Origin of the sequence: Pseudonocardia thermophila (assembly GCF_900142365.1) — a bacterium.
Lineage (GTDB): Bacteria > Actinomycetota > Actinomycetes > Mycobacteriales > Pseudonocardiaceae > Pseudonocardia > Pseudonocardia thermophila.
The window spans coordinates 38,018-57,907 of sequence record NZ_FRAP01000028.1 but is presented as its reverse complement, the minus strand read 5'-3'; the positions used below and the strand labels follow the sequence as shown (position 1 = coordinate 57,907).

The 19,890-nt window shown below is 72.3% G+C and carries 17 protein-coding genes; 7 read left to right on the top strand and 10 right to left on the bottom strand.

Translation table 11 applies throughout. From position 1 onward, the window contains the following. Positions 1-68 precede the first annotated feature (68 nt). Complete coding sequence (locus BUE41_RS27705; RefSeq protein ID WP_200804137.1) at positions 69-479, top strand: hypothetical protein; 411 nt, start codon at positions 69-71, stop codon at positions 477-479. Positions 480-484: 5 nt separating this feature from the next. Here BUE41_RS27705 and BUE41_RS27700 read toward each other — a convergent pair whose 3' ends face one another. Together BUE41_RS27700 and BUE41_RS30950 are read right to left on the bottom strand one after the other, a co-directional pair. Then, entirely contained in the window at positions 485-1,024 is a 540-nt protein-coding gene (locus tag BUE41_RS27700) for an Rv1733c family protein (protein ID WP_143172410.1), read from the bottom strand. 158 nt (positions 1,025-1,182) lie between these two features. Beyond that, on the bottom strand, positions 1,183-1,713 hold the full coding sequence (locus BUE41_RS30950; RefSeq protein ID WP_073460291.1) for a universal stress protein: 531 nt from the start codon (positions 1,711-1,713) through the stop codon (positions 1,183-1,185). Between the two features lie 181 nt (positions 1,714-1,894). Here BUE41_RS30950 and BUE41_RS27690 point away from each other — a divergent pair, with 181 nt between their 5' ends. Continuing rightward, the gene (locus tag BUE41_RS27690; RefSeq protein WP_073460307.1) at positions 1,895-2,902 is read left to right on the top strand and encodes an Acg family FMN-binding oxidoreductase; all 1,008 of its coding nucleotides are present in this window, start codon (positions 1,895-1,897) and stop codon (positions 2,900-2,902) included. Between the two features lie 46 nt (positions 2,903-2,948). After that, positions 2,949-4,142, top strand: a complete 1,194-nt coding sequence (locus BUE41_RS27685) for a PucR family transcriptional regulator (protein WP_073460290.1) — start codon at positions 2,949-2,951, stop codon at positions 4,140-4,142. Here the strand turns inward: BUE41_RS27685 and atzF are convergent. From atzF to urtA, 8 genes are all read right to left on the bottom strand, one after another. After that, positions 4,130-5,809 carry an allophanate hydrolase gene (gene atzF / locus BUE41_RS27680; RefSeq protein WP_084755983.1) on the bottom strand — a complete coding sequence of 560 codons (1,680 nt, stop codon included), beginning with the start codon at positions 5,807-5,809 and terminating at the stop codon, positions 4,130-4,132. The genes BUE41_RS27685 and atzF overlap by 13 nt on opposite strands. Beyond that, positions 5,806-9,399 (bottom strand): urea carboxylase, encoded by a 3,594-nt coding sequence (uca, locus tag BUE41_RS27675; protein ID WP_084755980.1) that lies wholly within the window; start codon positions 9,397-9,399, stop codon positions 5,806-5,808. The genes atzF and uca overlap by 4 nt, the downstream gene beginning before the upstream one ends. Positions 9,400-9,437: 38 nt before the next feature. Then, entirely contained in the window at positions 9,438-10,166 is a 729-nt protein-coding gene (locus BUE41_RS27670; protein WP_073460288.1) for a GntR family transcriptional regulator, read from the bottom strand. 31 nt (positions 10,167-10,197) lie between these two features. Continuing rightward, positions 10,198-10,890 (bottom strand): urea ABC transporter ATP-binding subunit UrtE, encoded by a 693-nt coding sequence (urtE, locus tag BUE41_RS27665; protein ID WP_073460287.1) that lies wholly within the window; start codon positions 10,888-10,890, stop codon positions 10,198-10,200. Continuing rightward, the gene (urtD, locus tag BUE41_RS27660) at positions 10,890-11,681 is read right to left on the bottom strand and encodes an urea ABC transporter ATP-binding protein UrtD (RefSeq protein WP_234997626.1); all 792 of its coding nucleotides are present in this window, start codon (positions 11,679-11,681) and stop codon (positions 10,890-10,892) included. Before urtD ends, urtE begins: the two co-directional genes overlap by 1 nt. Continuing rightward, on the bottom strand, positions 11,678-12,790 hold the full coding sequence (gene urtC, locus BUE41_RS27655; protein ID WP_143172408.1) for an urea ABC transporter permease subunit UrtC: 1,113 nt from the start codon (positions 12,788-12,790) through the stop codon (positions 11,678-11,680). The genes urtD and urtC overlap by 4 nt, the downstream gene beginning before the upstream one ends. Then, complete coding sequence (urtB, locus tag BUE41_RS27650; RefSeq protein ID WP_073460286.1) at positions 12,787-13,671, bottom strand: urea ABC transporter permease subunit UrtB; 885 nt, start codon at positions 13,669-13,671, stop codon at positions 12,787-12,789. Before urtB ends, urtC begins: the two co-directional genes overlap by 4 nt. Positions 13,672-13,747: 76 nt before the next feature. Then, a complete protein-coding gene (urtA, locus tag BUE41_RS27645) occupies positions 13,748-15,004 on the bottom strand; it encodes an urea ABC transporter substrate-binding protein (RefSeq protein ID WP_073460303.1) in 1,257 nt (418 codons plus the stop codon). A gap of 399 nt (positions 15,005-15,403) precedes the next feature. On the opposite strand from urtA, the gene BUE41_RS27640 reads away from it, so the two are divergent. Genes BUE41_RS27640 through BUE41_RS27625 form a run of 4 tightly spaced genes read left to right on the top strand, consistent with a single transcriptional unit; the run spans position 15,404 to position 19,755 of the window. Next, positions 15,404-15,775: a PEP-utilizing enzyme gene (locus BUE41_RS27640; protein WP_073460285.1), complete on the top strand. Its 372-nt coding sequence runs from the start codon at positions 15,404-15,406 to the stop codon at positions 15,773-15,775. Next, positions 15,772-16,962, top strand: coding sequence for a hypothetical protein (locus tag BUE41_RS27635; protein ID WP_073460284.1), 1,191 nt, complete (start codon positions 15,772-15,774; stop codon positions 16,960-16,962). Before BUE41_RS27640 ends, BUE41_RS27635 begins: the two co-directional genes overlap by 4 nt. 1 nt (position 16,963) lies before the next feature. Beyond that, positions 16,964-18,592 (top strand): PEP-utilizing enzyme, encoded by a 1,629-nt coding sequence (locus BUE41_RS27630; RefSeq protein WP_073460283.1) that lies wholly within the window; start codon positions 16,964-16,966, stop codon positions 18,590-18,592. Positions 18,593-18,633: 41 nt separating this feature from the next. After that, positions 18,634-19,755 (top strand): Rv3169 family protein, encoded by a 1,122-nt coding sequence (locus BUE41_RS27625; protein WP_200804136.1) that lies wholly within the window; start codon positions 18,634-18,636, stop codon positions 19,753-19,755. The last annotated feature ends 135 nt before the right edge of the window (positions 19,756-19,890 follow it).

Below are 19,890 nucleotides of genomic sequence, written 5' to 3'. Positions count from 1 at the left end.
ACCTGCTCGCTCCACCTCGCACCGGAGGAGGGCCCTCGCCAGGGCCCCGCGTCGGAAGGCAGGTCACCATGGCCATGCGTTCTCAGGTCGCCGGCACCGGTCGCACCCTGCAGATCCTGCGCTGGCTCAGCGCGATCCTGCTGCTGGCGATGGCGTGGATCCACCTGTACCTCGTCCTCGACGAGGTCGGCGGCATCCTCGGTGTGCTGTTCGTCCTGAACGCGATCGGCGGGCTGGTGCTGGCGATCGCGATGGTCGTGCTGCGCGGCGGCTGGCTGGCGCTCGCCTCGATGGCGAGCCTGCTGTTCATGGCCGGCACCCTGCTCGCGTTGATCCTGGCGCTCTCACCGCTGACGTTCTTCGGCATCCGGGAGACGATCGACTACCAGCTGGTGCCCACCACGCTGGTCGTCGAGTCGATCGGCACGATCGTGCTGGCCGTCACGACGTGGATGGTGCTGAAGACCCGCCGCACCTGACCGCGTCAGCGGTACTCGCGGCGCCACTGCGGCTCGACGACCGCCCACTCCTGCTCCCAGCGGCGGGCGTTGACCGCGAGCAGGACGCGGTCGGTGGTCCACCAGGCCAGGTACAGCAGGCCGGCGAGCACACCGGCGACGGCCACCCCGGCGAGCACCCCGCACAGCACCGCGGTCGAGCCGGCGAGCGGCTCAGTGCGCGGTTCGCCGTCCTCGCCCAGCCACACCGGCACCTCGGTACCGGCGGCGAGGCCGGGCTCGACCGGGGCGACGCCCTCCGCCTGCTTCCCGTCGGGGGTGGTCCACGTGACGCGCGCGTAGACGTCGGCGGGCTCGGCGGCGTCCGTCGGGTACCAAGCGGCCTCGGTCGACTCGGCGAGCCGGCCGGTGACGCGGGTGGTCGTCTCGGCGTCGTGGCGGACCTGCTCGGCGACAGCGTCGTGGACCTGGACGCCGATCGCGGGCGCCGCGATCGCGGCGATCACGGCGAGCGCGACGAGCACGCGCGCCACGACCGACCGGACCGTGTCCGTGGTCCTGTGCAACGCGCTCCTGTGCGCCCCGCGGTGGTCCCCCAGCACCGTTCTCCTCCTACTCTGGCACGTCCGCGGGGCCGGCGCCGCCGGACGTCCCGCGATCCCGGTCGTCAGCTCTCGGTCGATTCCGTCGTCAGTTCGCGTGGGTTCGGTGGTCGGTTCGCTCGTCAGGTGGTCGCCCCGGCCGGTGGCTGTGCCGATGTCTGTGCCGCCTGCTGTGCCGATGTCGGTGCCGGCGTCCACTCGGGCGGCACGATCGTGACTGGGCACCTGGCGTGGACGAGGCAGTACAACCCGACCGAACCGAGGAGCGCGCTGGAGAGCGCGCCCCGGCCGCGGTGACCGAGCACGAGCAGCTCGGCCCCGTCGGCGACGTCGACCAGCGCCTGCCCGAGCGGCCCGGCCGCGACGTCGACGACGACCACGGTCGCATCGGCCGCGGCGAGCGCGGGTTCGGCGGCGACGGCGGCGGCGACCTGGGCCTGCGCGGTCTCGCGCGCGATCGGCCGCAGATCCGGCAGCGGCGGGAAGTTCCGGGCTCCGGCGAGCGCCTCGGTCCAGTAGTCGGGGGCGGTCACCGCGGCGACGACGCGGACGGGCAGCCCGCGCCGGACACCTTCCCCGAGCGCGTACCGCACCGCGGTCGCGGCACTCGGCGTGCCGTCGGTGCCGACCACGATGCACGCACTCGTGTCCATCAGCGTCCTTCCCGCCCGTGTTGCCGACCTGTTACCAGGATGCTCCCGGCAGGCGCGGCGCACGACGTGACTCTGGTCCTGTCCGGACCGGCGATCGGCCCGCAGCCGCGGGACCGCTACCGCCCGGAACGGGTCTTTCGGCCGTGTCGCGCGGGCGATGGTCGGCCGGACCATGGACCCCATGACGCACATCCCTGCCGCGCTCGGGCTGACGTCCGACGACGTCGTCCGCGTGCTCGCCGTGGCAGGACGCGCTCCTTCGCTGCACAACAGCCAGCCGTGGCGCTTCCGCGTGGAGCCCGACCGCATCGAGCTGTGGGCCGATCCCGAGCGCCGGCTGCCCGCTGCCGACCCGCACGGACGTGAGCAACGTCTCGCCTGCGGTGCTGCCCTGTTCAACCTCCGCCTCGCCCTGCACGCCCACGGCATCCGCCCGCTGGTCACGCTCTACACCGACCGTGACCCGGACCTGCTCGCCGTCGTCCGCCACGGCGGGCGCACCCCGCAGACCGCGGTCCAGCGCGAGCTGCTGGCCGCCGTCCCGCGCCGGCGGACCAACCGGCACCCGTTCACCGACCGGCCCGTGACGCCCGCGGAACTGACCGCGCTGCGCGCCGCGGCACTGGCGGAGAACGCGTGGCTGCACGTCGTCACCGACCCCGCCGAGCGGGAGCGGCTGCATCTGCTCTCGGTGGACGCGCACGCCCGCCAGCAGGCGGATCCGGCGTTCCGCGAGGAGTTCGCCCGCTGGACGGCCGTCGACCCGAACCGGTCGGACGGCGTGCCGGTACTGCCCCACGAGCGCCGGCCGTCGGCCCACGACCGCTGGGTCCCGCGCGACTTCACCCGCGGCGCCGGCGCCACCTCGGCCGAGACGAACATCACCTACGAGGCCGAGCCCGCGCTCGTCGTGCTCTCCGCGCAGATGTTCGGTCCGACCTCCGAGGTCGCCGCAGGCCAGGCGCTGCAGCGCGTCCTGCTCACCGCCACCACGAAGGGCCTGTCCGCGTCCTTCCTGTCGCACATCATCGAGGTCGAGCCGACCCGGGAGCAGCTGCGCACGCTGATCCACGGCACTCACCGCCCGCAGGCCGTGCTGCGGATCGGGCACGGCTGGCCGGTCTCGGCCACGCCGCGCCGACCCGCGATCGCGATGGTGGAGGTGCCCGGACCGGCCGCGACGACGTGACCCGGGTCTTCTCCACAGTGGACACGCCCTGGGGGAGGATGCGCGTGTGGACGCGAGCGACCCGGCCGGGGTGCCCGAGGAACCGGCGCGCGCCGTCGCCGTCCACGAGGAGCTGGTGCGCGCCGTCGTCGCCGGCGACGGGCCCGCCCCGGTCGCACAGGCGCTGGCCGCCCATCTCGGGTGCGGTGTCCGCATCGTCGACGAGCACGGAGACGATCGCGCCGCCGCGGGTGACGCGGAGCAGCTGAAGGAGATCGCCGGCCTGCCCGACGTCCGCGCCGCCGTCGAGCGGAGCTGGACCACCGGGCACGCGACGGTCGTCGACGCCCCGGCTGGGCGGGTCGTGGTCGCGGCGCTGGCCGTCGGCCGGTACCTGTTCGGCGCGGTGCTCGCCGACTGCCGCGAGGCGGTGCTCGGCGCCGCGGACGTGCGCACGGTCGAACGGGCGGCGCACGTCGCGGCGCTGCTGGTGCTCGCCGAGGAGGCGGTCACCGAGACCGACCAGCGCCGCCGCGCTGATCTCGTGACGGATCTGGTCACCGACGGAGCAGGCCGGCCGGGCGTCGGCGAGGAGGTGCGGCGGCTCGGCTTCGATCCGCAGCAGCTGCAAGGACTCGCGGTGATCGCGGTGGGCGGGGACCGCCGGGCGGAAGCGGCACGGGTGATCGCCCGCGCGGTCGGGGCGTCCGGGCTGGTCGGCGCGCACGCCGATCTCGTCGTCGTCCTGGCAGAACAGGCGCGCGGCCCGGCGGTGGAAGACGTGCGGCGGGCCGCGGCGGACGCGGTCGGCGGGCCGGTGCTGGCCGTGCGGGCGCCGTCCGGGACCGATCCGCTCCCCCGCCGCTTCGACGCGGCGCGCCGCGCAGTCCGACTGCTGGACGCGCTCGGCGTGCACGACGGCACCGTGCCCGCCGACGAGGTGCTGCCCTACGCGGCCGTGCTCGACGCCGACCGGCGCTCGCTGGCCGCGTTCCTCGAGGCGACCATCGGGCCGGTGCTGCACTACGACGCCGAGCGCGGCGCCGAGCTGCTCACCACGCTGCGGGCGTTCGTGCGCACCGGGGCGAGCCCGACCCGCACCGCCCGCGCCCTGTTCCTCCACCCGAACACGGTGCTGCAGCGGCTCGACCGGCTCGACCGCGTGCTGGGCGTGGGCTGGCGGGATGACGAGCGGCTGTTCCGCATCTCGCTCGCCGTGCGCCTGCACGAGCTGGCGGAACGCCTAGGTCAGCCGGGGTGACTTCCGAGCGCCGCCGGTTCCGCGGCGCAGGCGAGCCCGGTGACCAGCCGGCCGTCGGCCAGCTCGACCGGCCCGAGCGAGAGCGGCGCGCGCAGCGCCGTGAGCAGCTGCCCGAGCCCGCCCGGCGACACCGCCCACAGCTGCCCCGCCACCGGTTCGCCGCCGCGGCCGCGGTGCACCAGCGCGGACCGCTCCGGTTCCCCGGGCAGCACCACCAGACGGTAGGCGGCGCTGGTGGCGACCTCGGTGAGGAAGCGGGCGCCGACCGCGTCCAGCTCCCCGGCCAGCTGTGATCCGACCACGAGCAGCTCGACGGCGTCGGTGGGCGGGCAGAGCCGGTCACCGGTCCAGCGGGCAGCCAGGTCGAGCGCCACGTGGTCGCGCATCGACCCGGCCACGAACATCACCCCGAACGGGCCGCCGTCGGCCTCCCCGGCGGGCACCGCCACCGTGGCCATGTCCAGCAGGTTCGCGAAGTTGGTGAACGTGCCCAGCCGACGGTTGATCCCGACCGGGTCTTCCGCGATCGCGGCGATCGTCGGGTGCTCGGTGGTGACCGGCAGCAGCAGGGCGTCGGTGTCGGCGAGGACCTCTTGGGCGAGGTGGCGGGCGCGCACCACAGCGTCGACGTCGGCGGCGAACTGCGGCCCGGTCACGTCCGCGGCAGCCCCGACGATCGCGGCGACGACCGGATCGGCGCCGGCCGGACGGGAGGCGAGGAACTGCCCGACCGCGGCGTGCCGCTCCGCGACCAGCGCACCGTCGTAGAGCAGGGTCGCGGTCTGCAGCAGCCCGGTCACGTCGACCTCGACGGGCTCGGCGATCCCGGCGAGCCGCTCCACGGCGATGGCGAACGCGGCCAGGTAGCCCGGGGTGAGCGCGGTCAGGTCGGCCGGGCGGGGCACGGCGACCCGCGGCCGCGCGGGAGCAGCCAGGTGCACATCGGCCGGCCAGTCGCGGCCTCGTGGATCACGCCCGTCAGGGCCAGCCATGACGGTGAGCGCGCGGTGCGCGGTGGTCAGATCCGCGGCGAGGACGGCGACGCAGTCGTAGTCGGCGCAGGCCGGCACGATCCCGGTGACCGGCACGATGCCCGGGGTGGCCTTGATCCCGACGATGCCCTGGAACGCTGCTGGCACCCGTCCGGAGCCCGCGGTGTCGGTGCCGATGCCGAGATCGGCGATGCCCAGCGCCACGGCGACGGCCGACCCGGACGACGAACCGCCGGACACCCGAGCCGGATCCCAGGCGCAGCGCACCGCGCCGTACGGGCTGCGCGTGCCGACCAGCCCGGTCGCGAACTGGTCGAGGTTGGTCTTGCCGAGGACGAGCGCTCCCGCGGCGCGCAGCCGCTCGACCGCGGTCGCTCCGGTGTCGGGCCGGTAGGCGTACTCGGGGCAGGCCGCCGTGGTGGGCATCCCGGCGACGTCGATGTTGTCCTTCACGGCGACGAGCAGCCCGGCCAGCGCCGGCCGCTGCCCCGCGTCGAGGCGGCGCTGCACGGCCTCGGCCTCGGCGAGCACGTCGGTCTCCGGCCGCAGCGTGATCCACACCTCGGGTCGGTCGGCGGCAGCGATGCGCCGGTACGCCTCGCGCACCCGCGCGGCGGGCGGCAGGGCGCGGTCGATCCCCGGGACGACGAACGGCGACGGCGGCGCGGCCGTCATCCGCTCGCCTCCCCCAGCACCACCAGGGGTTGCCCCGGGGCGACCTGGTCGCCGGGGCCGACGTGCACCGACAGCACGAGCCCCGGCGCGGGGGCGCGCACCGGCATCTCCAACTTCATCGCCTCCAGGGTGATCAGGGGCGCACCGGCCGCGACCCGGGTGCCGGGGGCGACCTCGCAGCGCCACACTCCAGCCGCCATCGGGGCCTCGACGACCGTCGCCCCGGCCGGCACCGAGAGCGACCCGGGTTCCGGCGTGCGGGGCGGCGGGACCCGGGCCGCGGCGGAGAACTCGCCCGCCTCCTCCCACGCCGCGCGCTCGGCGGCGAACGCGGCCCGCCGGGTGCGCTCGACCGCGGCGATCGAGTCGGCCTCGCGCTCCAGGAACGCCAGGTGCTCGGCGAGGACGAACCGCTCCTCGGTGATCTCGACGTCGAGCCGGCCCGCGGCGAACGCCGCTCGCTCCTCCAGCAGCTGCTCCGCGCTGACCGGGTACCAGCGGATCCGGTCGAAGAACCGCAGCAGCCACGGCACGCCCGGCGTGAACGGCGGGCGCTGCCGGTGCCCGGACCAGATCGGCACGGTCCGCCCGACGAGCTGGTAGCCGCCCGGGGAGTCCATGCCGTACACGCACAGGTACGCGCCGCCGAGGCCGACGGTGTCGGCGGCGGTCCACGTGCGGGCCGGGTTGTACTTCGTGGTGACGAGCCGGTGCCGCGGATCGACCGGGACCGCGAGCGGCGCGCCGAGGTAGACGTCGCCGAGGCCGAGCACGAGGTACTCGGCGGCGGCCATGATGTCGCGGACCTCATCGACCGAGCCGAGCCCGTTGATGCGGCGCACGAACTCGGTGTTGGACGGCAGCCACGGCGCCTGGGCGCGCACCCCGGCCCGGTAGCGCTCGACGGCCCGCGCGACCACGGGATCGTCGAACGACAGGGGCAACCGCAGCACCCGGCTGGGCACCGCGAGATCCGCGGTGGCCGGCAGGTCGGCGTCGGCCTCGACCACCAGGTCGGCGAGCCGCCGCACCGGCAGCACGTCCGGATCGACGTGCAGGTGCAGTGACCGCACGCCGGGGGTGACGTCGATCAGCCCGGGCAGGCGCTGCTCGGTGAGCGCGGTGCCCAGGGCGTGCACCCGCATGCGCAGGGCGAGATCGAGCTCCATCGGCCCGTACTCGACGAGCAGGTTGTCGTCGCCGCCGCGGCGCACCACCAGCGCTGGCCGATCGGGGCGGGCCGGCGTCCGGGCGAGGATGGCCTCGCCGGGGTCCGGGCCGGTGCGCAGGAGCGGGGCGAGCGTCGCCGCGCAGCGAACCGGATCGCTGCGCAGCCGGTCGGCCACGTCGGCGGTCACGGGCACGAACCGCACGGTGTCGCCGGGGCGGAGCTGGCCCAGTTTCCAGCGGTGCGCGCAGACCACGGTGAGCGGGCAGGCGAAGCCACCGAGGCTGGGCCCGTCCGGGCCGAGCAGGATCGGGGTGTCGCCGGAGACGTTGACCGCGCCGACGCTGTACGGGTTGTCGTGCACGTTCGACGGGTGCAGGCCGGCGTCGCCGCCGTCGGGCCGGGCGAACCGCGGGCGCGGGCCGAACAGCCGCACACCGGTGCGGTCGGCATGGCTCTGCACCGTCCACGTCGTCTCGTAGAACTGGCGCATGTCGGCTGCCGTGAAGTACTCCGGCGCCGGCTGCGGGCCCTCGGTGACGGCGAGTTCCCACTCGTGGCTCAGCTCGGGCCGCGGCACGTCCGGGTCGCCCGGGCCGGTGGGCAGGCTGCCGGGGACGAGGACGTCGCCGGTGGCGACCGCGCGGCCGGTGTAGCCGCCGATCCCGCCGAGCGGGAACGTCGCGGCGCTGCCGAGGTAGCCGGGCACGTCCAGCCCGCCGGCGATCGCGAGGTAGGTGCGCAGGCCGGGCCCGGCAGCCGTGCCGATGTCGAGCACAGCGCCCGCCGGGACGTCGACCGGGCACCACTGCGGCACAGGCTGCCCGTCGACGGTGACCGGTGCGAGGGCGCCGGTCACGCACACCGTGGCCGGATGGGAGAACCGCAGCGCCGGCCCGGTGAACGTCGCCTCCAGCCCGGGGGCGCCCTCGGGGTTGCCGAGGATGCGGTTCGCGGCGCGGAACGACGCGTCGTCCATCGGGCCGGACGGCGGGATCCCGACCTCCCAGTACCCGGTGCGGCCGGGGAAGTCCTGCACGGTGGTGAGCGTGCCGCCGCGCAGCACGTCGATCCGCGGCTCGGTGACCGCGATCCCGGCCAGCGTCGCGGTGGTGTGCGCGGCGGCGCCGACGGCCGGGTCGGCCAGCGCGGCGCGCAGCTGTGCGAGGTTGGTGGGGACGCCGTCGATGCGGGTCTGCGCCAGCGCCGCGCCGAGCGCGGTGAGCGCCGCGTCACGGGTCGGCCCGGTAGCGACCACCTTCGCCAGCAGCGGGTCGTAGTGCGGGGTCACGACCGCGCCGGTCTCGATGCCGCTGTCGACGCGCACCCCCTCCGGGAACCGCACCCGCGTCAGCAGGCCACCCGCCCGGCGGTGGTCGTGGACGGGGTCCTCGGCGCAGATCCGCGCTTCCACCGCGTGCCCGCGCACGGCCGGGCCGTGGTCGGGCACGCCGTCGAGCACCTGCTCCCCCAGCGCGAGCCGCAGCATCCACTCCACCAGGTCGATCCCGGTGACCGCCTCGGTGACCGGGTGCTCGACCTGCAGGCGCGGGTTGACCTCCAGGAAGTGGGCGCGCCCCGTCGCGACGTCGACGAGGTACTCGACAGTGCCGGCCGAGCGGTAGGACACGGCCGCGGCGAGCGTGCGGGCCGCACGCAGCAGCTGGTCCTCCAACGCGGTCGGCAGCGCTGGGGCCGGCGCTTCCTCGACGATCTTCTGGTGGTGCCGCTGCAGTGTGCAGTCGCGGGTCCCGAGGGTGACGACGCGGCCGGCGCCGTCGCCGAACAGCTGCACCTCGACGTGGCGGACCCGGCCGAGGTAGCGCTCGCAGAACACCGCTGCCGACCCGAACGCGGCAGTGGCCTGGCGGGTGACCGCGCCGAACGCGGCCCGCACCGCGCCGGCGTCGGAGCAGGCGCGCATCCCGACCCCGCCTCCGCCGCCCACGACCTTGAGCACCACCGGGTAGCCGAGCCGTTCCGCCGCGGCCACCGCAGCCTCGGCGTCGGGGAGCAGGCCCGAACCGGGCACCGGCGGGATCCCGGCCGCAGTGGCCACAGCGCGGGCGGCCTGCTTGTCGCCGAACAGCTCGATCTGCTCCGGCGTCGGGCCCACGAACACGATGCCCGAGCGTTCGCAGGCGCGGGCGAACCCGGCGTGCTCGGCGAGGAACCCGCACCCTGGGTGCACCGCGCCGGCCCCGGTGGCCGCCGCCGCGGACAGCACCGCGTCGACGCGCAGGTAGGACTCGCTCGCCGGGGCGGGCCCCAGCCGCACCGCCCGATCGGCCGCGTGCACGTGCGGCGCGCCGGCGTCGGCGTCGGAGTACACGGCGACCGTGCGCAGCCCGAGCTCGCGGGCCGCGCGCAGCACCCGGCAGGCGATCTCACCGCGGTTGGCCACCAGGACCGTGTCGAACACGCGGATGTCCCTCGTCGTCGGTGGTCTGGTCGGCGGGTTCAGCTGCCGAGGTAGATCGGCAGTTCGGCGGCGCGGGCGTTCATCGCGGCGATCGCCCGGTTGGCGCGTTCGACGACGATCTCCAGCGAGGCGCCGATGTGCTCGTGCAGCTTGCGGTGCGCGGTCACCAGGTCGTTCTCCAGGACGCGCTCGGCGATCTCGATGTGCTCGTCGATCGAGGTCTCGATCCGGCCGGGGATGGTGAAGTCGTACATGCGCACCCGCCGGATCCGCCGGTTGACGTCGACGAGCACGGCGACGAGCTCGCTGTTGCCGGAGGAGCCGAGCAGTTCGGCGTGGAACTGCTCGTCCTCCAGAACGAACTCGGGCGACGGTTCGGGTGGGTCCACCCGCAGGCCGTACCAGCGCTCCAGCTCGGCGCCGAGCTGGTCGGCGTCGTGGCGGACCTGCGGGTTCTCGATGCTGCGGGAGATGCCGCGCAGCTCGACGGCGATCCGCACCTCGTAGAGATCGAGGACGCGGGACATGCTCGGCACGACCACGGAGTAGCCGTAGTCCTCGCGCTGCAGCAGGCCGTCTGCGACGAGCCGGGTCACCGCCTCCCGGATCGGCGTGCGGGACACCCCGAACCGCTTCGACAGGCGCGGCTCGGTGAGCCGCTCGGCGGGCGGGATCCGCCCGCCGAGCAGCTCGTCGCGCAGTTCGAGGTAGACCCGCTCACGCAGGGGTGCCTCCACGTCGCCGGCACCGGTCGTGCGGTCGGTCATGTGCTCCGTTCGCCCCGATCGAATCGCTGTCTCAGATCGCCATGGCCGCACGGACATCGCCGACGGCGGCCTGCCCGCCGGCGCCGCTGGACGTGACCCGCCCGCCGGCCAGCACGTAGTACGTGCTGGCCGCCGACAGCGCGAACCCGACGTGCTGCTCGACGAGCAGCACGGACAGGTCGCCGCGCCGGGTGAGCTCGAGGATCGTCTCCTCGATCTCGGCGACCACCGACGGCTGGATGCCCTCGGTGGGTTCGTCCAGGATCAGCAGCCGCGGCTCGGTGACCAGCGCCCGCGCGATGGCGAGCTGCTGGCGCTGTCCGCCCGACAGCAGCCCGGCGCGGCGGCCGAGCGCCGGGCGCAGGGCCGGGAACAGGTCGAGCGCCTCATCGATCAGCCCTTTGCCGCGCTTGCGCCCGTCGGCGACCAGCTGCAGGTTCTCCATCGCGGTCATCTGCCCGAACGACTGCTGGCCCTGCGGCACGTAGGCCAGCCCGCGCGCGACCCGCTTGTGCGGGGCGAGCGCGGTGACGTCCTCGCCGTCGAGGAGGACCTTTCCGCGCCGCACCGGCAGCAGCCCGACGACGGCGCGCAGCAGCGTGGTCTTGCCCGCCCCGTTGTGCCCCATGACAGCGGTGACGCCGCCGGTCGCGACCTCGATGGTCGCGCCGTGCACGACCGCGGTGTGGCCGTAGGCCACCTCGACCTCGTCCATCCGCAGCATCAGTGCGCCTCCCCCATGACGGCCTCGACCTCGGCCGCGGTGTGCGCGCCCGGCCCGAGGTAGACCTCCTGGACGCGGGGATCGGCTTGCACGTCGGCGACCGAGCCCTCGGCGAGCACCTTCCCGGCGTGCAGAACGGTCACGGACGCGGCGAAGGCCCGCATGAAGTCCATGTCATGCTCGACGCAGATGACGGTGCGGTCATCGGCGGCGATGCGCTGCAGCAGCTCGCCTGTCTCGTCCTTCTCCTCGGCGCTCATGCCGGCCACGGGCTCGTCCAGCATGAGCAGCTTCGCGTTCTGCACGAGCAGCATGCCGATCTCCAGCCACTGCTTCTGCCCGTGCGAGAGCGTGCCTGCCTGCGCGTCGGCGAGCTCGGTGAGCCCGACGGTCGCCAGCACCTCGGTCACCGACTCCGGCACCTGCGAGCGCTTCCGCAGCAGGGTCCTGACACCGCGGCCGGCACCGGCGGCGATGTCGAGGTTCTGCAGCACCGTGAGGTTCTCGAAGACAGTGGCCGTCTGGAACGTGCGACCGACGCCGAGCCGGGCGATGCGGTGCACCTTGCGGCCGAGCAGCTCAGTGCCGGCCCACTGCACCGAGCCGGTGGCCGGCACCAGGCCGGACACCGCGTCGATCAGAGTGGTCTTCCCGGCCCCGTTCGGGCCGATGAGGAACCGCAGGTCGCCGGGGAGCACCACGAGATCGACGCCGTCGACGGCGACGAACCCGTCGAAGCTCACGCGCAGGTCGGAGATCTGCAGGTAGTCGCGGTTGAACCCGGTGTTCACGCCGATCCCTCCGGTACGGCTGCGACCCCCGGCTGTCCTGCCGCGGTGTCGGACCTGCGGTGCTTGCGCCAGTCCCGCAGCGTCGGCGCGAGCGAGGCGAGCCCGCCCGGCAGGAACGCGACGACCAGCATGAACAGCAGGCCCTGCAGGTAGGTCCAGCCGGACGGGAACTGCTCGGACAGCGACGTCTCGGCCCAGGCGACGGCGATCGCCCCGAGCACGGGACCGAGCAGCGTGGTGCGCCCGCCGATCGCGACCCCGATCAACAGGCCGATGGAGGGCACGATGCCCACGTCGTTCGGGGAGATGATGCCGACGATGGGCACGAACAGCGCCCCCGCGATGCCGGCCATGACCGCGGCGACCGTGTAGGCGGCCGTCTTGATCGTGGCCGGGTTGTAGCCGAGGAAGCGGACCCGCTCCTCGGCGTCGCGGCAGGCGACGAGCAGTTCGCCGTAGCGGCTCACCATGAGCTGGCGGGCGATCGCGATCATCGCCAGCAGCGCGCCGGCGGCGATCAGGTACAGCATCAGCCGGTTCGCCGGATCGCGCAGGGAGAACCCGAAGAAGCCCTTGAAGTTGTTCAGGCCGGTGGAGCCGCCGGTGCTGCGCGGGTTGCCGATCAGCCAGATCGCGAACGCCGCGGCGAGCGCCTGCGACAGGATCGCGAAGTACGCCCCGCGCACCCGGCGGTGGAACGTCGCCAGGCCCAGCACGATCGCCACCACCGCGGGGATGACGACGATCGCGATCAGGGTGACCGCGCCGGAGCGGAACGGCTCCCACCACCACGGCACGCCGTCTGAGGAGATGAGGGCCATGAAGTCCGGCACGCCGGTGCTCGCCGGCGCGTCGGCGAGCTTGAGGTGCATCGCCATGAGGTAGGCGCCGAGTCCGAAGAACACGCCCTGGCCGAGGACGAGCATGCCGCCGCGGCCCCAGGCGAGCCCGATGCCGACGGCGACCATCGCGAAGCACAGGTACTTGCCGAGAAGGCCGAGGCGGAAGTCGGACAGCACCGCCGGCGCGACGCCCATGAGCAGGATCGCGCCGAGGGCGAAGCCACCGAGGACGGCCCACCGGCTGGACAGGATCGAGCGGATGTTCATGCCAGGCTCCGGGAGCGCACGACGTAGATGCCCTGCGGGCGCAGCTGGAGGAACGCCACGATCAGCGCGAACACGATCACCTTCCCGATCGACGCCGTCGTGGAGTACTCGACCCACGACTGCACGACGCCGAGCACGAACGCGGCGATCACCGCGCCCTTGATCTGGCCGATGCCGCCGATGACCACGACGAGGAACGCGTCGATGACGTAGGACGTGCCGAGGTTCGACGAGATCGAGCCCATCAGCGTGAGCGCGACCCCGGCGACGCCGGCGAGGCCGGACCCGACGAAGAACGTGATGAGGTCGGTGCGCCGGGTGGAGATGCCGGAGCTCTCGGCGAGCTGGCGGTTCTGCACGGTGGCCCGGATGCGCCTGCCCAGCGGGGTGAGTTTGAGCAGCGCGGCGAGCACGATCACCGCGACGATCGCGAGCACCAGGATGAACACCCGGGTGCGCGGGAAGGAGAACCCGAAGACCTCCAGCGGACCGGACAGCCACGCGGGCGCGGGCACGTCGACCCCGGCGGTGCCGAAGATGTCGCGGGCGAGCTGCTGGAGGACCAGCGAGACGCCGAACGTGACGAGCAGGGTGTCGAGCGGGCGGTGGTACATGCGCCGCAGCAGCGTCGCCTCGAGCACCACGCCGAGCAGGCCGCCGACGACGAACGCCACCGGCAGCGACACGAGCAGCGAGACACCCGCGTCGCCGAGCGCCTTCTGCACGACGAACGCGGTGTAGGCGCCGGCCATGATGAACTCGCCGTGCGCCATGTTGATGACGCCCATCTGACCGAACGTGAGGGCGAGGCCGAGGGCGGCGAGCAGGAGGATCGACCCTCCCGACAGACCGTTGAACAGCTGGGTGAGCAGGACTTCCACGGACGACTCCCGGGCGGTGGGGACGGGGGATGCCGCCGGCCGGGGACGGAGGCGACCCGGCCGGCGGCGGTGGAGATCAGCCGGAGAGGCCGGTCGCCCAGGGGTAGGTCTTCAAGTACGGGTCGGGCTCGATCGGCTTGCCGGAGGACCACTCGGTGTAGATCAGGCCGTCCTGGCCGATCTTGCCGATCAGCGCGGTCTTGGCGATGTGGTGGTTCTCGCCGTTGACGGTGACGGTGCCCTCGGGGGCCTCGAAGCTGACCCCGTCGGCCGCCGCGAGGACGTCGTTCACCGCGAACGACTGCGCCTTCTCGACCATGCCCTTCCAGAGGAAGAGCGAGGTGTAGGCGGCCTCCATCGGGTCGGAGGTGACCTTCGACTCACCGTAGGCGGCCTTGAAGTCCTCGACGAACTTCTTGTTCGTCGGGGTGTCGATGGTCTGGTAGTAGTTCCAGGCCACCAGCTGCCCGGCGATGTTGTCGACGCCGATGCCGCCGACCTCCTCCTCGGCGATGGACACCGAGATGACCGGCATGGCCTCCGGCGTCAGGCCGAGGTTCTTGTACTCCTTGAAGAACGCGACGTTGGAGTCGCCGTTGAGGGTGTTGAACACCGCGTCCGCGTCGGCGTCGCGGACCTTCGCGACGATCGTGGCGAAGTCGGTGTGCCCGAGCGGGGCGTACTCCTCACCCTTGATCTCGATGCCGTTCGCCTCGGCGTACGCCTTGATGATCTTGTTGGCGGTCTGCGGGAACACGTAGTCGCTACCGACGAGGAAGAGACTCTTGACGCCTTTCTCCTTCAGGTAGTCCAGCGCCGGCACGATCTGCTGGTTCGTGGTGGCGCCGGTGTAGAAGATGTTCCGCGACGACTCCAGGCCCTCGTACTGCACCGGGTAGAACAGCAGGGCGTTGTTGGACTCGAACACCGGCAGCATCGCCTTGCGCGACGAGGAGGTCCAGCCGCCGAACACGGCCGCGACGCAGTCGCTGCGGATCAGCTTCTCGGCCTTCTCGGCGAAGATCGTCGGTTCGGAGGCGCCGTCCTCGGCGACGACCGTGAGCTGCTTGCCCAGCACGCCGCCCGCGGCGTTGATCTGGTCGGCCGCGAGCTTGAGCGAGTTGTAGACGGTGTTCTCGCTGATCGCCATCGTGCCCGACCGCGAGTTCAAGAAACCGATCTTGACCGACGGGCCGGAGGTGTCGACGCAGGACGTGCCCTCACCACCGGCCGACGCGCTCGAGTCGTCTACCCGAGCGCCGCATGCGGAGAGCAGGCCCACCGCGAGCACCGCAGCAGCGGCGGCGAGCCGTCGGGCTCGTGAAGTGATCATCTCTGGGGTTGCCTTCCAGTAGCTGGCCCACTGCAGCGGCGGCTCGTCGCGAGCGGCCCCGTCCACCCGCGATGTCGCCGCTGAGCTGCTGGATACAGGCGCGTATCCAGGCGGGAACGGTAGGTACGCCGTGTTGCGGCGACGGCGAATCGTCGTTACGCACCGGTTGCCGGAAGGCCGTCCAACCACCAGATCGCGTGATCAGCTCGCAACATCGGACGACCCGGCGCGCACAAGCCGTGGTCAGCAGCCTGGAGCTCGCTCCGCCGGCGGGACACTCCAGCGAGTGTCCCCCTACGTGCACTGGGTCACAGGTGCGCCCGCTCCTAGCGTCCGCCGTGCGCGCTCTGCGCACCCCGGACCAGATACGCCCCAGCGTGGGGGCGGGACGGAGAAGCGATGAGTGATCTGACCGACGTCGGTACCGGAGTCAACCTCTTCACCGCGGGCCAGGTGCGCGGCACCGCCCGCTGGTTCCACGACACGTCCGATGTGCTCTCCATCGACGACGACGATCTCGAGGAGACCATCGCGTTCGTCAACAAGGGCGGGATGACGTTCCTCTCGCCGATCCTGCCCGACCTGAAGGCCATCGTGTGCACCGCGGGCAGCCGGGAGTCGCACCTGGCGATCCTGTCCCGCGAATCCGACGTCCCGTGCGTCCTCGCGGCCCAGCTGTCCGGCGAGATCACCGACGGCTCCACGGTGGTGCTGGACCTCTCCGATCCCGAGACCGCGCGGATCTCGATCGCAGCAGGGGTTGCGGCATGACGACGACGGCGCCGACCGACCTCACGGCCCTCTACACCGACCCCGACTACGAGCCGACGCTCGAGGAGTGGAACTGGCTGGTCCACGAGGGCGGCGCGGCGTACAAGTCGGAGCTCGCCGCGCGCACGGTGTTCGAGTCCGAGCTGTTCGGCATGAACACCTACATCATCATGTCGATGATGGAGGACTACCTCCGTGTGCCCGACCGCATCCGCACGATCCTGCAGCACGCCACGCCGGAGGAGCTGGTGGCCAGGGCGCTGCCGATCGGCAACAAGCGCAGCTTCATCAACCTGGCTGCGATGCCGCTGCATTACCTCACCGGCCGCGAGCTCTACGTCGACCTGGGTGAGAACACCCTCGCTGACGGCCTGCAGGACCAGCTCGAGGTGCTGCGGTTCTGGCGGCGGGCGACCATCGCGATGCGCACCGACGGCGTGCTCTACAACATGCACGCCGACCCGCCGAACTCCAGCCACGTCGTCAGCGACGAGCTGATGGCCGAGATCCGCGGGCACCTGCTGCCCGCCGACGAGGAGCACAAGGCGGCCATCCGCAAGTTCGGCGCGCGGCTGACCGCGTACGCGTTCCTGGAGAACTGCGACGCCCGCACCGCGGTCTGCGACACCGGCCCGTACGTGCTGGACGACGGCACGTTCATCGCCCTGCGCGAAACCTGCGCCGACGGCGACGGCGACTTCCCGTGGGTCGACGGCATCCGCGAAACCCTCCCGTTCCACCACTTCGTGATCGCCTACCGGCTGCCGGCCTCGGTCAAGATGGACAACAACGTCTGGGGCACCGCCTGGTTCACCCCCAGCGACTACCAGGTCGACATCATCGAGACTCGGGTGTTCTGCACCGACGGCGGCGCCCTGCGCCCGCTGGAGCTCGCCGATCTCGCCGAGGCGACCTCGGCCATCCGCAAGGCCCACCGCGCGCTCTACCAGCGGCTCGCGCAGACCGACCCGAAGGAGCGCAACCTCTACGCCACCTCGATGTACGCCTGGAAGCTCAAGGCCTGGGCGCGGCTGGCCGGCTGCTACGACGAGATCGACTGGACGGTGTCCGAGTCGATCCAGCAGTCCTACGACAGGTTCGCCGATCCCGACCTCGCCCTGCGGCTCATCGGCGGGGTGTTCGTCCCCCAGGACCGCGACAGCTGCTTCCGACCGCTGGGAGGCTGACATGACCGTCATCGGCAAGGGCACCCCGTCGTTCACGTTCCCCCGCACCACCGGCACGGTCCGCTGGTTCCGCTCGCCGTCCGACGTGATCGAGTCGATCGACTCCGACCTGGAGTCGACGATCGCGTTCGTCGAGTCGGGGGGTACGACGTTCCTGTCACCCATCCTGGGGCGGCTCGGTGGCATCGTGTGCCGGGACGGCACGCTGCGCAGCCACCTCGCGATCGTCTCCCGTGAGTTCGACGTGCCGTGCCTGGTCGGCACCGAGCTGACCGGCGAGGTCGCCGACGGCACCGAGGTCGTGCTCGACATCGTCGACGGTGTGGGCGTGCTGCGCTCCACCGCGGCGGACCCCGGCGAGGAGCCCGCCGCGCAGCGGGACGTCTCGACGGCGTGGTGGAGCTACATCCGCACCATCGGCGACGAGATCGCGGTCAAGCCGTTCGACCTCACCGTCTCCGCCGAGGCGCTCGACGCGTTGATCGCCGAGGAGCTGACCGACGACCGGCTCGAGGATCTCGTCCAGCACATGGGGCGGGCGTTCAAACCGGAGATGACGCGGCGCTCGGGCTTCACCTCCGAGCTGTTCCCGATGCTGCCGTACATGTCGCTGTCGGTCATCGACGACTTCCACACCTACGCCGAGCGCGTCGCGGTGATCGACGCGGCCATGCCGGCCGAGCAGATCGCCAGGGCCGTGAAGAACGCGCCCGGCAAGCTCAGCCCGCTGTGGATCTGGATGGTCGGCTACCACTACCTGTGCGGCCGCGAGTGCTTGATCAAGATGGGCAGGCTGCGCCGCGACGAGCGGATCGAGGAGATCCGCACGGTCGTCGACTTCTGGCGCCGGCTCGCGCTGGCCCACCGCGGCGACGGCACCCTCGACTACAAGGACGCCGGGTTCACCAACCGGTACCTGCCGGCCGACGTGGTCGACGACCTCGTCCGCCAGGGCACCACCCTCGATGCAGCCTCGGCGAAGGCGCTCAAGCGGCTCAACGCGACCGTCTCCGGGTACTCGTTCCTCTACTTCTGCGACTCCCGCGTCGGCGTCGCCGACTCCGGGCCGTACCCGCAGCCGGACGGCCGGAAGACGATCGTGCGCGACTACCTGTCGCTCGGGCCGAGTGAGTGGGCCTACCCGTGGGCGGAGGACCTCACCCCGCCGTACGCGGGGCTCACGCTGGCGCTCACCTACGACCCGGGGAAGTTCACCTACTTCGAGATCAACGACTGGGGTACGACGTTCACCGAGCCGGACCAGCTCCTCTCCGCCGTCACCGAAGCCACGGTGATCGGCCACCGCGACGACGGCACGTCCGAGCTGCTCGGGCCGGACCGGTGGGGCGAGCTGCTCGCGGATGTCTCCCGCAACCACATGAAGCTGTACGAGAAGTTCGCTTCCATGGAGCGCGAGGACCGCATCTTCTCCGCGACCCGGATGTACACCTCCGGGCTGCGGCCGTTCGCGGCCATCGCCGGGGTGACCGACCAGATCGACTGGAGCTTCTCCCCCGACACCCTCGCGCTCTACCCGGATCCGCTGGACGACGACGACAAGGCGGCGACGATCTTCGGCACGGCGCTGGTCGCCAACGACATGCCCGGGTCGTTCTCGCCCCTGCGCTGAGGAGGCGTCGAGGAGCCATGCGTCAGTCGATGCAGAAACTCATGGCAGCCGACGAGCTGCTGTGCCACCAGACCCCGGAGACGTTCGCGACGATCGCGCACGCGGACATCTCCTGGACCGAGAAGCTATGGGCGTCGCTGTTCGCCCGGGACGGCTCGCTGCAGGTCGACGTGGGGTTGGGCAAGTACCACAACCGCAACGTCATGGACATGTTCGCGGGCATCTCGCGGCAGAAGGAGCAGCTGACCGTCCGTGCGAGCCGCCAGCTCGATCTCGATCCCGAACGGATCGGCGTCGGGCCGCTGGACTACGAGATCATCGAGCCGCTCAAGAAGGTGCGGTTCGTGCTGCGGGAGAACCACATCCTACCGATCCGCTTCGACCTCACCGTCACCGGCGTGCTGCCGCCGTTCTTGGAGCGCAAGGACGCACAGCGGGAACCGGTCGGCTTCCGCGTGCAGTCCGATCTGCTGCGCTACCACCAGTCGTCCACGGTCAGCGGGAAGGTCTGGATCGACGGCGAGGAGATCGTCGTCCGCGACGAGGAGTGGTTCGGGTTCCGCGACCACTCCTGGGGCGTGCGGATGGACGTCGGCCACCCGGCGCCGGACGTCTACAAGCCCGACCGGCTCGCGCAGGACTTCCTGCTCACCTGGAGCCCGATGTACCTGCGCAACCCGGACGGCTCGCACTACGAGATCCACCACTACCGCCAGTGGGTCAACGGCGAGACCACGTACTTCTCCGGGTTCGTCAACCACCCGGACGGCACGCAGACGCCGCTGCACGCCATGGAGGACGAGCTCAAGTACGACCCGGTGAACCGGCGACTGCTCGGCGGCAAGATCACGTTCGATGCGGGGTGGGGCAAGGTCCGCACCGTGGAGATCGAGCCGATCAGCGACACCGGGTTCCACCTGGGTACCGGGCTCTACTTCGGGTTCCGCGGACACCGGCACGGGCAGTGGCTCGGACCGCAGCACCTCGACGGCGAGCGGTTCGCCGATGTCACGACCCGGGAAGCCCTCGAGGAGGTCCACCAGCTGCGGGACTGCGTGATCCGCGTCCGCGAGGGCGAGGCGACCGGTTACGGGATCTTCGAGTCGATGGTGATCGGCGAGCACCCGAAGTACGGCCTCACCCGGGAGACCTCCTTCCTGTAGGAGCGCACGAGATCGCCGTCCGTATGAGGACGGCGATCTCGTCGTGCGCACGATCGGGGTGCTGCGTCGAGAACAACGTTATCGTCGGCTGAATCGATTCGCTTCCACAGAAACGTCGTCCGCAACGAGGACCGG

Excerpts from the sequence above, each read along its gene's own strand:
- BUE41_RS27705 (WP_200804137.1), top strand. The coding sequence starts at position 69 with ATGGCCATGCGTTCTCAGGTCGCCGGCACCGGTCGCACCCTGCAGATC.
- BUE41_RS30950 (WP_073460291.1), bottom strand. The coding sequence starts at position 1,713 with ATGGACACGAGTGCGTGCATCGTGGTCGGCACCGACGGCACGCCGAGT.
- BUE41_RS27690 (WP_073460307.1), top strand. The coding sequence starts at position 1,895 with ATGACGCACATCCCTGCCGCGCTCGGGCTGACGTCCGACGACGTCGTC.
- atzF (WP_084755983.1), bottom strand. The coding sequence starts at position 5,809 with ATGACGGCCGCGCCGCCGTCGCCGTTCGTCGTCCCGGGGATCGACCGC.
- BUE41_RS27670 (WP_073460288.1), bottom strand. The coding sequence starts at position 10,166 with ATGACCGACCGCACGACCGGTGCCGGCGACGTGGAGGCACCCCTGCGT.
- urtE (WP_073460287.1), bottom strand. The coding sequence starts at position 10,890 with ATGCTGCGGATGGACGAGGTCGAGGTGGCCTACGGCCACACCGCGGTC.
- urtC (WP_143172408.1), bottom strand. The coding sequence starts at position 12,790 with ATGAACATCCGCTCGATCCTGTCCAGCCGGTGGGCCGTCCTCGGTGGC.
- urtA (WP_073460303.1), bottom strand. The coding sequence starts at position 15,004 with ATGATCACTTCACGAGCCCGACGGCTCGCCGCCGCTGCTGCGGTGCTC.
- BUE41_RS27640 (WP_073460285.1), top strand. The coding sequence starts at position 15,404 with ATGAGTGATCTGACCGACGTCGGTACCGGAGTCAACCTCTTCACCGCG.
- BUE41_RS27635 (WP_073460284.1), top strand. The coding sequence starts at position 15,772 with ATGACGACGACGGCGCCGACCGACCTCACGGCCCTCTACACCGACCCC.
- BUE41_RS27630 (WP_073460283.1), top strand. The coding sequence starts at position 16,964 with ATGACCGTCATCGGCAAGGGCACCCCGTCGTTCACGTTCCCCCGCACC.
- BUE41_RS27625 (WP_200804136.1), top strand. The coding sequence starts at position 18,634 with ATGGCAGCCGACGAGCTGCTGTGCCACCAGACCCCGGAGACGTTCGCG.